Source organism: Streptomyces johnsoniae, from assembly GCF_031845565.1.
GTDB lineage: Bacteria > Actinomycetota > Actinomycetes > Streptomycetales > Streptomycetaceae > Streptomyces > Streptomyces johnsoniae.
Genome location: NZ_JAVREV010000002.1, coordinates 94,801 through 111,831, shown reverse-complemented (window position 1 = coordinate 111,831; position 17,031 = coordinate 94,801). Strand labels below are relative to the sequence as shown.

Below are 17,031 nucleotides of genomic sequence, written 5' to 3'. Positions count from 1 at the left end.
ATCGTGTGGACGGAGGGCTAGGTTCCCCTCAACCGCATCACTGTTCGCATGGGAGGCCCATCAGATGCGCTCCGGGACTGGTCGTCATCGTCGTCCGCGACAGGCTCCGGCCTTCATCGTCGCCGCGGGCGTTACGGGCGCGGGAATAGCCCTGCCGCTGCTGAGCGCGGGGTCGGCGCAGGCCGTGGGGGACGAGACGTGGGACAGGGCGGCCGAGTGCGAGAGCGGCGGGCTGTGGAGTGCCAACACGGGGAACGGGTACTTCGGCGGGCTCCAGCTGACCCTCGGCATGTGGGAGCAGTACGGCGGACTCGAGCTCGCGCCGCGGCCCGATCTGGCCAGCCGCGTCCAGCAGATCAGCGTGGCCGAACGGATACTCGCGGACCAGGGCAAGGACGCCTTCCCGGCCTGCGGCGTGCTCTCCGGCCTGTGGCAGGAGTACCGCGAGGAGGCCGACGAGGTGGATCGCGCCGAGGAGGCCGAGGAGGCGCAGGCCGAGGAGGAGATCGGCGGGCCCGAGGAGTCGGCGGCGCGCGAGGGGACGCCGGAGGAGGACGGGGCCGGCGAGGAGGCGTCCGAGGCGTCCGAGGCGCCCGAGGCGCCCGAGGCGCCCGAGGAGCCGTCGGCCGGCACGGGGGAGGAGAGACCGGGGGACGCCCCCTCCGGGGACGCGGACGCGGGGGCCGAGGACGTTCCCGAACGGCCTCAGGAGGAACTGCCCGCGCAGCCGCCCGAGGAGGTGCCGGACGAGCGGCCGGCCGAGGACCGCGCCGGCGGGGAGCGCGCCGGCGAGGACCGTTCGGCCGAGGGCGGCGCGGACGATGCGCGCGGTGGCCGGCACCGCGGCGATCCGGACCCCGAGGAGGCGGGGCGCCTGGGGGAGTCGGGGGGCGGCCGGCATGCGGAACGCCATGAGGTCCGGCGGGGGGACACGCTGTCCGCCATCGCGGTGGAGTACGGGGTGCCCGGCGGCTGGCCGGTCCTCTACGCCGCGAACGAAACGGTCATTGGTGATGATCCGGACTACATACTCCCTGGTCAGGAGCTGGACTTGACCATTACGGGTCGTTAGCGCCCGGTTCGCGCGTGCTATTTCACGGATGGTCAAATGTGACCATCATCTCCCCGTTCAGTCGGAGTGTCCGACTCGCCCGCCCTGTCCGGGCCGTCGTTGACCTGCGCAGATGTGGCCCCCCGCGCGTCAAGCCCCGCCACGCCGACGATCTTCTTCGTTCTTGAATCGTTAGCTGGCGTGTGTTTAGTGTCCCTCCGCCTGGCTCCGAGCCGGGCACCCGGGCCGCAACGCCGAATCCTGCCGCCGGCCGGGGGACCACCATCGCGCACCACCGCAGGCAGGAGCGGGGGACCCAGGCCACGGCCCGGCCCTCACGACGAGGACCGGACCGCGGATGCCGCGAAGGACCCATACGGGCCCGAGCGGCTTGGGGTGAAGCCCCGAGTACCGCAAGGCACTCGGGGCCGGGCAACTCACCTGACCCGAACCCGACAGCTCACCTCGCAGGCGTCGGTGAGAAGGAACGTCATGCTGTTCACGGGCAAGGGCCGTCACCGCCGTCCGTCCAAATCGACCAGGATCGCCACCGCCGCCACCGTCACCGGCGCCGCGGTCGCCATCCCGCTCCTCAGCGCCACCGGCGCCAACGCCGCCTCGGTCGACACCTGGGACGCCGTCGCCCAGTGCGAGTCCGGCGGCGACTGGTCCATCAACACCGGCAACGGCTACTTCGGCGGCCTTCAGTTCTCCCAGTCCAGCTGGGAGGCGGCCGGCGGCACCCAGTACGCGCCGAGCGCCGACCAGGCCACCAAGGACCAGCAGATCGCCGCCGCCGAGGAGTTGCTGAGCATCCAGGGCCCGGGTGCCTGGCCCGTCTGCGGCGCGCAGGCCGGCCTGTCCGGCGGCGGCCCGGCCGCCGACGTGGACACCGGTGGCGAAGCGGCCCCGGCGCCCGAGCAGGAGCAGGAGCAGCCGCAGGCCGTTCCGCAGTCCGCCCCCGACGAGGCCCGCGAGGAGGAGGCGCCCGCCCCCGCCACGGGCGAGCAGTACACCGTGGAGTCCGGCGACACGCTCTCCCGCATCGCCGACGACCACGGCCGCGGCTGGCAGCAGCTGTACGCCGACAACGAGGCCGTCATCGGCGACGACCCCGACCTGATCATCCCCGGCCAGCAGCTCACCGTCTGACCCGGCCTCATCCCGGTGCGGCCGGGGCCACCTGGCCGCACCGGATTTTCTTCACCTTGTAAACAAAAAGATGAGACGCCCCCCGGCCCGCTCTGAACTGCGCCTTTGACGTGGCCGGAGCGGCCGGCGGCGGGCGGGAGGACGGTGCGGCTCCCGAAGGCGGTTAGGCTCAGAGGGCTGAAGACGCCTACGGAAGAACCACTCGGACCAAAGGAGAACCTCGTGCCGTCCATCGACGTCGTCGTAGCCCGCGAGATCCTCGACTCGCGAGGCAATCCCACGGTCGAGGTCGAGGTCGGCCTCGACGACGGCAGCACCGGCCGCGCCGCGGTCCCCTCCGGCGCCTCCACCGGTGCCTTCGAGGCCCTGGAGCTGCGCGACGGGAACCAGAGCCGCTACCTCGGCAAGGGCGTGGAGAAGGCCGTGCTCGCGGTCATCGAGCAGATCGGCCCCGAGCTGGTCGGCTACGACGCCACCGAGCAGCGCCTGATCGACCAGGCCATGTTCGACCTGGACGCCACCGCCGACAAGTCCTCGCTGGGCGCCAACGCGATCCTGGGCGTCTCCCTCGCCGTCGCGCACGCCGCCTCCGAGTCCCGCGACCTGCCGCTGTTCCGTTACCTCGGCGGACCCAACGCGCACCTGCTGCCGGTGCCCATGATGAACATTCTGAACGGCGGCGCCCACGCGGACTCCAACGTCGACATCCAGGAGTTCATGATCGCGCCCATCGGCGCCGAGTCGTTCTCCGAGGCCGTCCGCTGGGGCGCCGAGACGTACCACACCCTGAAGAAGGTGCTGAAGGAGCGCGGCCTCGGCACCGGCCTCGGCGACGAGGGCGGCTTCGCGCCCAACCTGTCGTCCAACCGCGAGGCGCTCGACCTGATCGTCGAGGCCATCCAGAAGGCCGGCTACACCCCGGGCCAGGACATCGCGCTCGCCCTCGACGTGGCGGCCACCGAGTTCCACAGCGAGGGCGTCTACACCTTCGAGGGCAAGGGCCTCACCGCCCAGGAGCTGACCGCCTACTACGCCGAGCTGGTCGAGTCCTACCCGCTGGTCTCCATCGAGGACCCGCTGAGCGAGGACGACTGGGAGGGCTGGAAGACCCTGACCGACGAGCTGGGCGGCAAGGTGCAGATCGTCGGCGACGACCTGTTCGTCACCAACCCCGACCGCCTCCAGCGCGGCATCGAGTCCGGCACCGCCAACGCGCTGCTGGTGAAGGTCAACCAGATCGGCTCCCTCACCGAGACCCTGGACGCCGTCGAGCTGGCCCAGCGCAACGGGTTCAAGTGCATGATGTCCCACCGCTCCGGCGAGACCGAGGACGTCACCATCGCCGACCTGGCCGTCGCCACCAACTGCGGCCAGATCAAGACCGGCGCCCCCGCCCGTTCCGAGCGGGTCGCGAAGTACAACCAGCTCATGCGCATCGAGGAGATCCTCGACGAGGCCGCGGTGTACGCCGGACGCGACGCGTTCCCCCGCTTCCGCGGCTGACACCGGCTGCCTGCCCGCCGTCCCCGCCGTCCGTCCCGTACGGTGGCGGGGACAGACACCGGGCAGGGCGATCAGGGAGGCGATGTGGCCGCGGACCGGGACCGGTTCTCCACCGCCACCAGGATCAGGGCCCTGGGCGAGCAGGCCGCCGCGCGCGTCTACCGCGCGCAGAACCGGCGGTTGCGCCGCCCGCCGCGGCGCAGCCGCCTCACCGGCCGCGCCGCGGTCCTCGCCCTCGTCGTCTGCTCGCTGATCGTCGCCCTCGCCTATCCGCTGCGGCAGTACGTCCAGCAGCGCGCCGAAGTCGACGACCTGCGGCGGCAGACGGAGGAGGAGCGGCGGCGGGTGGAGGAGCTGCGGGACGAGAAGGCCCGCTGGCAGGACCCCTCCTACGTCGAGCAGCAGGCCCGCGAGCGGCTGAGCTTCCTGCGGCCCGGCGAGACCGGGTTCATCCTCCCGCAGGAGCGGGCGGACGAGGAGGACGACGGCCGCCGCACCAGCGGCGCCCCGGCCGCCCGCCCCTGGTACGAGACGCTGTGGGAGCGCGTCGACGGGGCCGACCGGACGCAGTGACCCCAGGACAGACGCCGGAGAGACGCAATCCCGTGGAAACCCCGACTCCGACCCCGAGCCCGACCGACACCGAGGCGGTCAGGCAGCAGCTCGGCCGCCCGCCGCGCGGCCTGCGCGCGGTCGCGCACCGCTGCCCCTGCGGCCACCCGGACGTCGTCGAAACGGCGCCGCGGCTACCCGACGGCACGCCGTTCCCCACCACTTACTACCTGACCTGTCCGCGCGCCGCCTCCGCCATCGGCACCCTGGAGGCGGACGGCATGATGAAGGACATGACGGCAAGGCTGGCCGAGGACCCCGAGCTGGCCGCCGCCTACCGGGCGGCGCACGAGGACTACCTCGCCCGCCGGGACGCGATCGGGCCGCTGCCCGGCTTCCCCAGCGCCGGCGGCATGCCGGACCGGGTCAAGTGCCTGCACGTCCTGGTGGCGCACGCGCTCGTGGCGGGCCCCGGCGTCAACCCGCTGGGCGACGAGGCGCTGGCCGCGCTGCCCGAGTGGTGGCGCAAGGGGCCCTGCGTGGCGGAACGGGGCGCGGACACGGGCGCGGACACGGGCGCGGAAACCGGCACGACGACCGGCACGGAATCCGGCACCGGACCCGAGGGAGACGACGCATGACGGCAGCCGCCGCCATCGACTGCGGCACCAACTCCATCCGCCTGCTGATCGCGGACACCGATCCGGCGGCCGGGCGGCTGACCGACCTCGACCGGCGCATGGAGATCGTCCGCCTGGGCCAGGGCGTCGACCGCACGGGCCGCCTCGCCCCCGAGGCCCTGGAACGGACGTTCGCCGCCTGCCGCCAGTACGCCGACGCCATCGCGGAGCACGGCATCACGCCGGACCGCATCAGGTTCGCGGCGACCTCCGCGTCCCGCGACGCGGAGAACCGGGAGGACTTCGTCCGCGGCGTGAAGGACGTGCTCGGCATCGTGCCCGAGGTGATCACCGGCGACGAGGAGGCCGAGCTGTCCTTCGTCGGCGCCACCCGGGAGCTGATCGGGCGGGACGGGACGACACCGCCCTACCTGGTGCTCGACATCGGCGGCGGCTCCACCGAGTTCGTGCTGGGCGATGCCCGGGTCCGCGCCGCGCGCAGCGTGGACATCGGCTGCGTGCGGCTGACGGAGCGTCACCTGCTGCGCGACGGCCGCGTCGCGGACCCGCCGACGCCCGCGCAGATCGCCGCCATCGCCGCGGACATCGACGCGGCGCTCGACCTGGCCGCGGAACGGGTGCCCCTGACCGAGACCCACACGCTGGTCGGCCTCGCGGGCTCGGTGACGACGGTCGCCGGAATCGCGCTCGGCCTGCCCGCCTACGACTCCGCGGCCCTGCACCACGCGCGGCTCACGGCCGGGCAGGTGCGCGAGGTCACCGACCGCCTGCTGGCCGCGACGCACGCGGAGCGCGCCGCGATCCCGGTGATGCACCCGGGGCGGGTCGACGTGATCGGTGCCGGGGCGCTCGTGCTGGCGAAGGTCATGGAGCGTGTCGGGGCGGCGGAGGTCGTGGTCAGCGAGCACGACATCCTCGACGGCCTGCTCTGGACCGCGGCGGCCCGCGGCTGACACCCTGGCCCACGCGGGCCCACGCGGGCCCACGCGGGCCCGCACCGGTCCGGGGCGTTCGGCGCTGGCGCGCGTCGGTCGGCGCCGGTCCGCGAAGGTCTGCGGCGGTGGCGCGGAAACAGTCTCGTGAAGTTTTTCACATGATGCGGGGGCGAGGAGTCGCCCGGTCGGGCCCGACGGGCCCCTCCGGTGCTCAGGAGTCACCGTTTCCGGTCGGGTCCCACCCCGCTCGGCCGTTCGACCAGGCCGTCGCCGAGGCCCTCTGCGGCTCGCGGACCCGCTGCCACCTGGGATGTTGCCCGGGGGGCCGGTCGGAGGTGTCCACCCGTATCCGGAGAAAGGGGCGCAGTGTAGCAGAATCACCCCCCTAGCTTGTGAAGCCCCTCACGAGCTTCCCTCCCGGGCCGGGTGGATACTCGATGGCATGAGCACCACGGAGCGTCCCCGAATTCTCGTCGTTGGTGGCGGGTACGTCGGACTGTACGCAGCCCGCCGCATCCTGAAGAAGATGCGCTACGGCGAGGCAACCGTCACCGTCGTCGACCCGCGTTCGTACATGACGTACCAGCCCTTCCTCCCCGAGGCGGCGGCCGGCAGCATCTCTCCGCGGCACGTCGTGGTGCCGCTGCGGCGCGTGCTGCCCCAGGCCGAAGTCCTCACCGGCCGCGTCACCTCCATCGATCAGGACCGCCGGGTCGCCTCCGTCGCGCCGCTCGTCGGCCAGCCGTACGAGGTGCCCTTCGACTACCTGGTGGTGGCGCTCGGCGCCGTCTCGCGCACGTTCCCCATCCCCGGACTGGCCGAGCAGGGCATCGGCATGAAGGGTGTCGAGGAGGCGATCGGGCTGCGCAACCACGTGCTGGAGCAGCTCGACAAGGCCGACTCCACGAACGACGATGACGTCCGCCGCAAGGCGCTGACGTTCGTCTTCGTGGGCGGTGGCTTCGCCGGCGCGGAGACCATCGGCGAGGTCGAGGACATGGCCCGCGACGCCACGAAGTACTACCCGAACATCAAGCGCGAGGACATGCGCTTCGTACTCGTCGACGTCGCCGACAAGATCCTCCCCGAGGTCGGCCCCAAGCTCGGCGAGTGGGGGCTCGAACACCTCCAGAAGCGCGGCATCGAGGTGCACCTGAAGACCTCGGTCAAGTCCTGCGTCGGCGGCCACGTCGAGCTGAGCAACGGGGTCACCGCCGACTCCCACACCATCGTGTGGACGGCCGGCGTCAAGCCGAACCCGGCGCTCACCCGCTTCGGCCTGCCGCTCGGGCCGCGCGGGCACGTGGACACCGAGGCCACGCTCCAGGTCGCGGGCACCGACTACATCTGGTCCGCCGGTGACAACGCGCAGGTGCCCGACCTGGCCGCCCGCGCCGCCGGCCAGGAGAACGCGTGGTGCCCGCCCAACGCCCAGCACGCGCTGCGTCAGTCCAAGGTCCTGGGCGACAATGTGATCGCCGGGCTCCGCGGCTTCCCGCAGAAGGATTACAAGCACGCCAGCATGGGCGCGGTGGCCGGGCTCGGTCTGCGCAAGGGCGTCGCGATGATCAAGCTCGGCAAGCTGACCCTCCGTTTCCGCGGCCGGATCGGCTGGTATCTGCACCGCGGCTACCACGGCATGGCGGTCCCCACCTGGAACCGCAAGATCCGGGTGTTCGCGGACTGGACCCTGGGGCTGTTCCTCAAGCGCGAGGTCGTCTCGCTCGGCGCCATGGAGCACCCGCGCGAGGAGTTCTACGAGGCGGCGGCCCCGGTCACCGCGGCGGCCGCGTCCGGTGCGGGCGCGCCGCGCGGCACGGACCGGCCGGCCGACAAGCCGAAGGCCAAGGCGGGCTGACGGCACGGCAGTGGCGGAGGACGGACGGCCCCGGGCCGGCCGTCCTCCGCTTTCGTTGCGTGCCTCCTTTCTTTGTCTTGTTTCTTTGTCTTGTCTTTGCCTTGCTTACGCTCGCTGGCGGAATCACACCGGGAATCGACCGGGGAATGGCGGTGTTCTCCCTGGGCTGGATGCCAAGGTGGCGAGGACGATTCGTCCTCATTCCTGGAGGTGTGTCTGCATGGCTGTCGCCCCCCGGCTCGCCGCGCTCACCGAACAGCTACTCGGTGCGGCGCTCCCCCTCCGCCTCCGCGCGTGGGACGGCTCGGAAACCGGCCCGCCCGGCGGCCCGGTCATCGTGGTGCGGCACCGCAGGGCGCTGCGCCGGCTCCTCTTCAAACCCGGTGAACTGGGCCTCGCCAGAGCCTGGGTGGCCGGGGAGATCGACGTCGAGGGCGACCTGTACGCCGCTCTCGGCCTGCTGCTCGCGCCCATCCAGGCGGAACGCGACATCCCGCCGCGGCAGAAGCTCACCATCGCCCGCGAACTCGTCCGGCTGGCGGGACCGGCCGCGCCCGTGCCGCCGCCCCCGCCGCGCGAGGAGGTCGCGCGCCGCACCGGACCGCTGCACTCGCTGCGGCGCGACCGCCAGGCCATCAGCCACCACTACGACGTGGGCAACGCGTTCTACGAGCTGGTCCTCGGCCCCTCCATGGTCTACTCGTGCGCCGTCTGGGACGACGACACCGACACCCTGGAGGCCGCGCAGACCGCCAAACTCGACCTGATCTGCCGCAAGCTCGGCCTGCGCGAAGGGCAGCGGCTCCTCGACGTCGGCTGCGGCTGGGGCTCGCTGGTGCTGCACGCCGCCCGCCACTACGGCGTGCGGGCCGTCGGCGTCACGCTCTCCGAGGAGCAGGCCGTCTACGCCAGGGAACGGGTGGCGAAGCAGGGTCTCGGACACCTCGTCGAGATCCGCGTCCAGGACTACCGCGAGACGGCGGACGGCCCGTTCGACGCCATCTCCTCCGTCGGCATGGCCGAGCACGTCGGCGCGGCGCGCTACCGCGAGTACGCCGAGCGGCTGTACGGCCTGCTGCGCCCGGGCGGCCGGCTGCTGAACCACCAGATCGCCCGGCCGCCGCGCGCCGACGAGAGCAGCTACCGGGTGGACCCGTTCATCGACGCCTACGTCTTCCCCGACGGCGAACTGGCCCCCGTCGGCCGTACCGTGACGCTGCTGGAACGCGCCGGGTTCGAGGTGCGCGACGTCGAGTCCCTGCGGGAGCACTACGCCCTCACGCTGCGCCGCTGGGTGCACAACCTGGAGGCGCGCCGGGCGGAGGCCACGCGCCTGGCGGGCGCGGGCCGCGCCCGTGTGTGGCGCCTGTACATGGCCGCCTCCGCGCTGTCCTTCGAACGCGCCGGTATCGGCGTCAACCAGGTCCTGGCCGTCCGCCTGCCCGTCGCCGGCGGCCCCGGCCTCCCGCTGCGCCCGCGCGCCTGGACGGAACGCGGAACGGTGCAGGAGCGGACGCAGCGGCCGGAGCGGCCGGAGCGGCAGCAGCCCGCGGCACCCGCGCGAGCGCAAGCGCAGGAACAGCCGCACTGACCAGGCCCGCCCGGCGCCCGGGACCCGGGCGCCGGGCGGGCTACTCGGCCTTGATGGCCTCCAGCATGTTCAGCCGGGCGGCGCGGCGGGCCGGCCACAGCGCGGCCAGGACGCCGACCAGGGCGGCCAGGCCGAGGAAGACGGCCATCCGGCCCCACGGCAGCACGAGTTCGTACGTGGTCAGGTAGTCCCGCAGCATCTCGCCGACGGCCCAGCCGAAGAACACGCCGAGCCCCACTCCGAGCACACCGCCGAACAGCGCGATCACCACCGACTCCAGGCGCACCATCCGTTTGGTGCCGCGCCGTTCGAGGCCGATCGCCCGCAGCATGCCGATCTCCTGACGGCGTTCGAAGACGGACATGGCCAGGGTGTTGATGACGCCGAGGACCGCGACGATCACCGCCATGCCCAGCAGCGCGTACAGCATGTTCAGCAGCAGCGTGAACATGAACGCGATGTCCTCGGAGACGTCCTCCTTGTCCTGCACCAGAACGGCCGGGTTGTCGCCGAGCGCCGCCTCCAGCGCGGAACGGGCCTCCTCGCTCGCCCCGTCCGCGGTGCGCAGCATGACCTGGAAGTCGGTCACGCGCTCCATATGCGGGTCGAGCGCCGCGTCGTCCAGGATGACGCCGCGGATCATCTCGTTGCCCTCGTACAGCCCCGAGACCGTCAGGCTGCCGTCGGTGCCGTCCTCGTACCGCACGGGGAACGTGTCGCCCAGGCCGAGGCCGAGGTCCTCGGCGGTGTCGGTGTCCACCACGGCGTTCTCGCCGTCCAGCCCCTCGAAGGAGCCCGCCTCGAAGTCGAGGTTCGTCAGCTCGCCGATCGCCGCCCCGTTGACGCCGGTGAGGTACCGCTCGTCGGACTCGTCGGCGATCAGCGCGGGCGACATGCTCAGCCCGGTGATGTCGGTGACCTCGGGGCGCGCGGCCAGCGTCTCCTCGACCTCGGGCGACAGCGGCGAGAAGTTGGCCATGGAGACCACGTAGTCGGAACGCAGCGACTCCGTCGCCATCTTGTCGATGCTCTTGGCCATCGAGTCGGCGATCACGGTGATGCCGGTGATCAGCGTCAGCCCGATCATCAGCGCCGACGCGGTGGCGGCGGTGCGGCGCGGATTGCGCACCGCGTTGCGCCTCGCCAGCTTCCCTGACACCCCGAACAGGCGCAGCAGCGGCGCCGCGGCGGCGATGACGGGGCGGGAGAGCAGCGGCGTCAGGATGAACACGCCGATCACCAGCAGTGCCGCGCCGAGCCCCATCGTGGCGCCCTTGTCGCCCGAGCCGATGCCGGCGACCACCAGGGCGCCGCCGCCCAGCGCGACGACGGCACCGATGGTCGTGCGCACCACCATGCGGCGGGCGGTCGGTGCGGCGTGGATGCTGCTCATGGCCGCGACCGGCGGGATCTTCGCGGCGCGGCGCGCGGGCAGGTAGGCCGCGAGCACCGTGACGACGATGCCGACGATCAGCGACGCGAGCACCGCGGTGCCGTCGACGATCAGCGGGCCCTCCGGAACGGTGACGTCGAAGGCGTCCATGAGGGAACGCAGCCCCGCGGCGATGCCGATGCCGGCCGCGAAGCCGGTCACGCCCGCCACGGTGCCCACGACCAGCGCCTCGATCAGCACAGAACGCGTCACCTGCCGGCGGCTCGCGCCCACCGCGCGCAGCAGCGCCAGCTCCCTGGTGCGCTGGGCGACCAGCATGGTGAAGGTGTTGGCGATGATGAAGACGCCGACGAACAGCGAGATCCCGGCGAACGCCAGCAGCGCCGTGCGCATCCCGCTCGTCTGCTGCTCGATCTCCTCGGCCTGGTCCGCGGCGAGTTGCTGCCCCGTGATCGCCTCGGCGTCCTCGGGCAGCAGCGGCGCGACGGCGTCCTTCAGGTCCTGCTGGGTGGCGCCGTCCGCCGCCTGGAGGGTGATGCGGCTGTACTCGCCCGGCGCGGTGAACAGCTCCTGCGCGGTGGCGGTGTCGAACAGGACGAGGCTGCCGCCCGCGGCCACCGCGCCGTCCTCGGTGGTGAAGATGCCGGTGACCGTCTCCTCGCGGACCGGCCCGTCGACCGAGACGCGGGCGGTGTCGCCGATCCGGTAGCCGGTGCGTTCCGCCGTGGCCGAGTCGAGCGCGATCTCGCCCGCGGCCTGCGGGGCGCGGCCCTCGGTCAGCGGATGGCGCGCGTCCGTGCCCGTTCCTTCGGTGCCCGCGTAGTAGTTGGCACCGCGGGTGTCCCAGCCGGCGCCGACCAGGTCGCCGTCCTTGTCGGCGAGGGCCGCGAAGCCGGAGACCTCGCCGGTGGCCGAGGCGACCCCGGGCAGCGCGGCCGTGGCGTCGAGCAGGTCCTGCCCGAGGTCGTCCGCGTCACCCGGGCCCGTTTCCGCGGCGTCGGTGTCGCCGTCGGGCTGGACGGCGAGGTCGACGTGGGTCAGGCCCTTCTCGGAGCTGCGCTGGAACGCCTCGGAGAGGGTGGCGGTGAAGACGAGCGTGCCGGACACGAAGGCCACGCCGAGCAGGACGGCGAGGGTGGTCATCAGCAGCCTGGCCTTGTGCGCGAGCACGTTGCGCAGGGCGGTTTTGAGCATGGCGGAACCTGACCGGTGGTGAGGAAGGGGTGAAAGGCGGCGCGGTGGGTGGTGCGGTGCCGGCCGGGGTGGTGTCGGCCGGGGTGGTGTCAGCTGGTGCGGCCCTTGGCGTCGTACCGCTTCATGTGCTCAAGGACGCTCTCCGCGGTCGGGTCGGGCATGTCGTCGACGACGCGGCCGTCGGCCAGGAAGACGACGCGGTCGGCGTAGCCCGCGGCCACCGGGTCGTGGGTGACCATGACGACGGTCTGGCCCAGCTCGCGCACCGAGTTCCGCAGGAAGCCGAGGACTTCGGCCCCGGCGCGGGAGTCGAGATTGCCGGTGGGCTCGTCGCCGAAGATGATGTCGGGGCGGCTGGCGAGGGCGCGGGCCACGGCGACGCGCTGCTGCTGGCCGCCCGAGAGCTGGGCGGGCCGGTGCTTGAGCCGGCCGCCGAGGCCGACCGTGGCCATGACGCGATCGAGCCAGTCGGGGTCGGGCTTGCGCCCGGCGATGTCCATGGGCAGCCGGATGTTCTCCAGGGCGTTGAGCGTCGGCAGCAGGTTGAACGTCTGGAAGATGAACCCGACGCGGTCGCGGCGCAGCTGCGTCAGCTTCTTGTCGCCGAGGCCGGTCAGCTCGGTGTCGCCGATGCGGGCCGAGCCGCCGGACACGGTGTCGAGCCCGGCCATGCAGTGCATGAGCGTCGACTTGCCCGAGCCGGAGGGGCCCATGATGGCGGTGTACTCGGCCTGCCTGAACTCGACGGACACGTGGTCGAGGGCGACGACCTTGGTCTCACCCTCTCCGTAGACCTTGGTGAGGTCCGTGGCCTTGGCGGCCACCGCACCGTTCGAGACGGCGCCGGCCGGGGCGGTGAAGGTGGACACGGGAACACTCTCCTGTCGGGACGGTTGTGGTGCCGTACACCATCCTTCTCCCCGGTCGCCGCCGGGTGATCCCTCGGGATGACTGTTCCTTGGAGTTCTTCAGGGGTACATACGCGCTTCGGCTGTCATACCTGGGGAGGAGGAACGCCCCTGAGTACCTAAGTGGATGCGGAGGGTTGATTTGCGTCATTCCTCGGCCACGGCCACCTGGCGCGAAAGCGGCGGGAACGGCCTGTGACCGGGCAGTAGCCCTTTGATGAGCCATCAGGGGCTCATAAAATCAGACAACATCGGCTCGGGGCACCGGTGTTCGGGCGAATCCGCCGGATAAGCTCGGACGAGACACTGGCGCGTACGCGCCCGGTACGGCTTGGGATCTGTGCCCGGATGGTGGAATGCAGACACGGTGAGCTTAAAACTCGCTGGCCTTCGGGCCGTGCCGGTTCAAGTCCGGCTCCGGGCACCCCAGAGCATACAGCCGCTGACCAGCCGTAACGGCTGAGCCTCACCCACCCGCCGCGCGGCGCAAGGGCGGTGGCCGGTTCCGGCCGCGAACGCCCCGAGCGCGCCGTGCGGTTGCCGTGGTGAGGTGTGCGTGTCCGGTGGGGGACCTGTGCCGATCCGTCGCCGAATGAGCCGGGCCGCGCCGCCCGGCAACCTCCCGCGCCCCGGCGGCAACCACTCCGAGAACAGTCCCCCCACGTTCGAGGAGAACACCGTGCGAACTGTGCATCGCCATCGCACCACGAGGCGAGGCCGCGGGCTGGCCGCCGTCTTCCTCACCGGCGCCCTGGCCACCACCGGGCTGACCGCCCTGGCCCAGACGGCCGCCGCGGAAAGCCCCGCACCGGCGGCCGAGGCGTCGCCCGCCTCCGTCGTCGAGATCCCGACGGCCACCGCCGACGAGGTGGTCGAGGAGACCATCGAGATCACCGAGGACTTCGACGGCGGCGGCACCCGCTACATCCCCGGTGACGGGCTTGGCGGCGGCGACCAGGACGAGGACCAGGAAGCCGTCTTCGAGGTCAGCGACGGCGCCACGCTCAGCAACGTCATCATCGGCTCTCCGGGTGCGGACGGCATCCACTGCGAGGGCGACTGCACCCTGGAGAACGTCTACTGGGAGGACGTCGGCGAGGACGCCGCCACCTTCCGGAACGGCTCGACGTACAACGTCGTCGGCGGCGGCGCGGTCGGGGCCGACGACAAGGTGCTCCAGTTCAACGGTGGCGGCACGCTGAACATCTCTGGCTTCGCGGCCGAGGACTTCGGCACCATGGTCCGCTCCTGCGGCAACTGCTCGTCGATGTCCGAGCGGACGATCGTGCTGGACGGCGTCACGGTTACCGCCCCGGGCGACACCATCGCCGGCATCAACGAGAACTACGGCGACACGGCCACCTTCAGCAACATCACCATCGTCGGCGACGACGAGATGACCGTGTGCCAGCGGTACATCGGCAACGACGAGGGTGACGAGCCGGAGGAGTCGGGCTCGGGCCCGGACGGTACGCACTGTCTGTACGACGAGTCGGACATCAGCTACCAGTAAGGTCCCGCGTTCCGCGGCGGTCCGCGCGCGGGTGATCATCCGAACGGGTCACCGGGTGCGGGCCGCGCGGGTCGGGAATGGCCGGGGCCCGGCCGGCGTTCAGGCTGGTCAGGGAATGCGGCGGCAGGGAGCGCTGGTCCGTTCTCCGGCGACTGCGGGGGATATGGCGCTCAGGGAACCAACACACCCCTTTCGCTCGTTTCTACGAGTGCACTACCGTGCAGTCTTTGCTAACGCATTACTCTGGTAGTCAAGGTCGTGCCGTGCGGCCATGGAGGAGTGAGATGAGGAGCAGCAACCCGGTCTTCACGCGTCGGGGGTTCAGTCGGGACGGTGGCTACGCCGGCTTCAACGCCGGGCAGCCGCAGACCGGGAATCCGTACGCGGGGAGCCCGACCAACCCCTACGCGCAGCCGGGGAACCCGTATGCGCAGCCGCAGGTGGGTCCCCACGGCGGTGCTGTGCCGCCGGCCGCGCCCCCGCGCGCCGGCGTGATGACGATTGACAGTGTCGTCTCCCGTACCGCGCTCACCCTGGGCACCGTGGTCGCCTTCGCGGCCGTCGCCTGGGTGACCGACATGCCGCTCGCCCTCGGGTTCGTCTTCGCGCTGGTCGCGCTGGGCCTCGGGCTGTGGCAGTCGTTCAAGCGCGAGGCGTCCCCCGCGCTGATCCTTTCCTACGCGGTGGCCGAGGGTCTGTTCCTCGGCACCATCAGCAGTGCGATCAACGCGGTGGCGCCCGGCGCCGCGATGCAGGCCGTGATCGGCACCATGGCGGTCTTCGCCGGTGTGCTGTTCATGTACAAGCAGCGGATCATCCGGGTCAACGCCCGGTTCACCAAGTTCGTGCTGGCCGCCGCGGTCGGCTTCATCCTGCTCTCCCTGGTCAACCTCGTGGTCGCCATGATCGGCGGCGGCAACGGCCTGGGCCTGCGGGACGGCGGTCTCGGCATCCTGTTCGGCATCGCCGGTGTGCTGCTCGGTGCCTGCTTCCTCGCGCTCGACTTCAAGATGGTCGAGGACGGCATCGCCTACGGTGCCCCGGAGAAGGAATCGTGGATGGCCGCCTTCGGGCTGACCCTCACCCTGGTGTGGATCTACCTGGAGTTCCTGCGGCTGGTCGCCATCCTGCAAGGCGAGTGACGCAGCCGTGCCGCCCGGCCTTGAGCGCACGGGCAGCTGACGGCATGGGGCCCCGGCGGAGATCTTCCGCCGGGGCCCCCGTGCGTGCCCCGGCCCTCCGGGCGTTCCCTCAGCGTTCTGCGTGCGCGTGTATCAGGGCGAGGGCCGCGGCCAGTTCGTGCCGGGCCGCCGCCGGGTCCGTGGCGCCGGCCGTCCGCAGCGCCGCGGCCAGGTCGTGCCCGGCGACCGCGAGCTGGTCGCCGACCGAGTAGATCCCCGCGTCCGGCAGCTCCTTGACGGGCGCCTGCGGCCGTTCGAGCCGCTGGGCGCGGCGCGTCAGCTCCCTGGCCAGTCCGAGACCCGCGGCGGCGGCGCCGCGCCGCAGGCGGCTCTCCGGCAGGGTCCGCAGCCGGTCCGCCGCGGCCTCCACGGCCGCGTCGAGCGCCGCGGTGTCCTGCGTTCCGTCCTGCCGTGCCGTTCCGTCCTGCCGTGCCGTTCCGTCCGTCACCGCGGTCACTCGCCGCCGCGGTGGGACGTGGTCACGACGCGGTCGGCCAGCAGGTAGACGCTGTCCTGGCCGCAGGCGAACGTCAGCGCGTAGGCGCCGGAGACGCCGGAACCGCCCATCAGGACCGGCTGTTCACCGGCGCGGACGGCGGCGGCCAGCTGTTCGGCGGCCTCCTGGTGGCTGGGCGAGAGGCAGAGGGTGGTGCCGTCCGCGAAGAGGAAGACGTCCAGCGTGCCCAGCGGTCCGTGCCGGACGTCGGCGAGCGGGGTGCGGGCCTCGGCCAGCCGGGAGAGTCCTTCGGCGGTGCGCCGGTGCTCCTCGCCGCCCGGCCTGCCGGGCGCCTCGCGGCCCGTCGGCTCGCCCGAGAGCGTGTAGCCGGGGTGGGAGGGGTGGCGGCGGCGGGCCGCGGCCAGCTCGGCGGATTCGCCGCCGTCCGCGGCCTCCTGCGCGGGCCCGGCCGTGCCTTCCGCGGGCTCGTCCGCGGTCGGCCGCGCGGCGGGCGGCGTGCCGTCGCGGCCGGTGGCGGGGAAGCCCGAGTCACTGAGCAGGTAGCGCTCCAGCAGGGCGTCGAGCAGCTCCTCGTCGGCCTCGGCGACCTCGTAGCCGAGGCCCCGCCCGGCCAGCAGCGCGCCAGGACCCTCGTGCTCCCTGGCCTCCTGCTCGGCCCAGTACGCGCGGGCTTCCGCCAGCTCGCGCTCCCGCTCCTCGGCCAGCGCCTCCGCGACCGCGCCGCGGATCTCCGCCGGTGGCACGGACCTGGCGGCGGGCACGGCGGCCCGCCGGGTCAGGTCGCCGCGCAGCGCCGCCAGCTCCGCGCGCAGGGCGCGCGCGGTGTGCAGGGCCAGGGCGCCCAGGACGACGGCGGTGCCTGCGGCCACCAGCAGAATGACGGATATGGCGCTCACGGACTCGCTCCCAGTGGTCTTGGTCCCTGACTTCTTATCTCAGGTTTCCGGGGCGCGGCCACGGCGTGCAGTGCATAACGTCATGAATTGGACAGGTCTTTGGTCAGGAACGCGTCCCCCGCAGGCTCTTGACCTGCGGCTTCATTCACGGAACCGGCATGGATCACATCCCGGGCCCGCTTCGGTATCGCCCGTATATACCGGGT

The 17,031-nt window shown here is 72.3% G+C and carries 14 protein-coding genes, 1 tRNA gene and 1 riboswitch; of the genes, 11 read left to right on the top strand and 4 right to left on the bottom strand.

The window, feature by feature from the left end; all coding sequences use genetic code 11:
* The first annotated feature begins 64 nt into the window (after positions 1-64).
* From RM779_RS03570 to RM779_RS03535, 8 genes are all read left to right on the top strand, one after another.
* Positions 65-1,072, top strand: coding sequence for a transglycosylase family protein (locus RM779_RS03570; RefSeq protein ID WP_311615680.1), 1,008 nt, complete (start codon positions 65-67; stop codon positions 1,070-1,072).
* Positions 1,073-1,386: 314 nt separating this feature from the next.
* Positions 1,387-1,540, top strand: a riboswitch (cyclic di-AMP (ydaO/yuaA leader).
* 3 nt (positions 1,541-1,543) lie between these two features.
* On the top strand, positions 1,544-2,203 hold the full coding sequence (locus tag RM779_RS03565) for a transglycosylase family protein (protein WP_311615678.1): 660 nt from the start codon (positions 1,544-1,546) through the stop codon (positions 2,201-2,203).
* Positions 2,204-2,425: 222 nt separating this feature from the next.
* Entirely contained in the window at positions 2,426-3,706 is a 1,281-nt protein-coding gene (gene eno, locus RM779_RS03560; protein WP_311615677.1) for a phosphopyruvate hydratase, read from the top strand.
* Positions 3,707-3,790: 84 nt separating this feature from the next.
* Positions 3,791-4,279, top strand: a complete 489-nt coding sequence (locus tag RM779_RS03555) for an FtsB family cell division protein (protein ID WP_077060996.1) — start codon at positions 3,791-3,793, stop codon at positions 4,277-4,279.
* 32 nt (positions 4,280-4,311) lie between these two features.
* Entirely contained in the window at positions 4,312-4,899 is a 588-nt protein-coding gene (locus RM779_RS03550) for a DUF501 domain-containing protein (protein ID WP_311615673.1), read from the top strand.
* Positions 4,896-5,852 (top strand): Ppx/GppA phosphatase family protein, encoded by a 957-nt coding sequence (locus RM779_RS03545; RefSeq protein WP_311615671.1) that lies wholly within the window; start codon positions 4,896-4,898, stop codon positions 5,850-5,852. The genes RM779_RS03550 and RM779_RS03545 overlap by 4 nt, the downstream gene beginning before the upstream one ends.
* Before the next feature lie 424 nt (positions 5,853-6,276).
* Positions 6,277-7,692 (top strand): NAD(P)/FAD-dependent oxidoreductase, encoded by a 1,416-nt coding sequence (locus RM779_RS03540; RefSeq protein ID WP_311615669.1) that lies wholly within the window; start codon positions 6,277-6,279, stop codon positions 7,690-7,692.
* 220 nt (positions 7,693-7,912) lie between these two features.
* Positions 7,913-9,283, top strand: coding sequence for a cyclopropane-fatty-acyl-phospholipid synthase family protein (locus tag RM779_RS03535; protein ID WP_311615667.1), 1,371 nt, complete (start codon positions 7,913-7,915; stop codon positions 9,281-9,283).
* A 40-nt stretch (positions 9,284-9,323) separates the two neighbouring features.
* Here RM779_RS03535 and RM779_RS03530 read toward each other — a convergent pair whose 3' ends face one another.
* Positions 9,324-11,870 (bottom strand): ABC transporter permease, encoded by a 2,547-nt coding sequence (locus RM779_RS03530; protein WP_311615665.1) that lies wholly within the window; start codon positions 11,868-11,870, stop codon positions 9,324-9,326.
* 89 nt (positions 11,871-11,959) lie between these two features.
* Positions 11,960-12,739, bottom strand: a complete 780-nt coding sequence (locus RM779_RS03525) for an ABC transporter ATP-binding protein (protein WP_311615663.1) — start codon at positions 12,737-12,739, stop codon at positions 11,960-11,962.
* 381 nt (positions 12,740-13,120) lie between these two features.
* Here RM779_RS03525 and RM779_RS03520 point away from each other — a divergent pair.
* The 3 genes from RM779_RS03520 to RM779_RS03510 all read left to right on the top strand — a co-directional run bounded on the left by RM779_RS03520 (position 13,121) and on the right by RM779_RS03510 (position 15,433).
* Positions 13,121-13,202 (top strand) — tRNA-Leu (locus RM779_RS03520).
* A 255-nt stretch (positions 13,203-13,457) separates the two neighbouring features.
* Positions 13,458-14,291: a pectate lyase gene (locus tag RM779_RS03515; protein ID WP_311615661.1), complete on the top strand. Its 834-nt coding sequence runs from the start codon at positions 13,458-13,460 to the stop codon at positions 14,289-14,291.
* 284 nt (positions 14,292-14,575) lie between these two features.
* Positions 14,576-15,433: a Bax inhibitor-1/YccA family protein gene (locus RM779_RS03510; RefSeq protein WP_077061003.1), complete on the top strand. Its 858-nt coding sequence runs from the start codon at positions 14,576-14,578 to the stop codon at positions 15,431-15,433.
* A 109-nt stretch (positions 15,434-15,542) separates the two neighbouring features.
* On the opposite strand, the gene RM779_RS03505 is transcribed toward RM779_RS03510, so the two are convergent.
* Positions 15,543-15,929 (bottom strand): hypothetical protein, encoded by a 387-nt coding sequence (locus tag RM779_RS03505; RefSeq protein WP_394813209.1) that lies wholly within the window; start codon positions 15,927-15,929, stop codon positions 15,543-15,545.
* Positions 15,926-16,825: a hypothetical protein gene (locus RM779_RS03500; protein WP_311615658.1), complete on the bottom strand. Its 900-nt coding sequence runs from the start codon at positions 16,823-16,825 to the stop codon at positions 15,926-15,928. The genes RM779_RS03505 and RM779_RS03500 overlap by 4 nt, the downstream gene beginning before the upstream one ends.
* Positions 16,826-17,031: the final 206 nt, after the last annotated feature.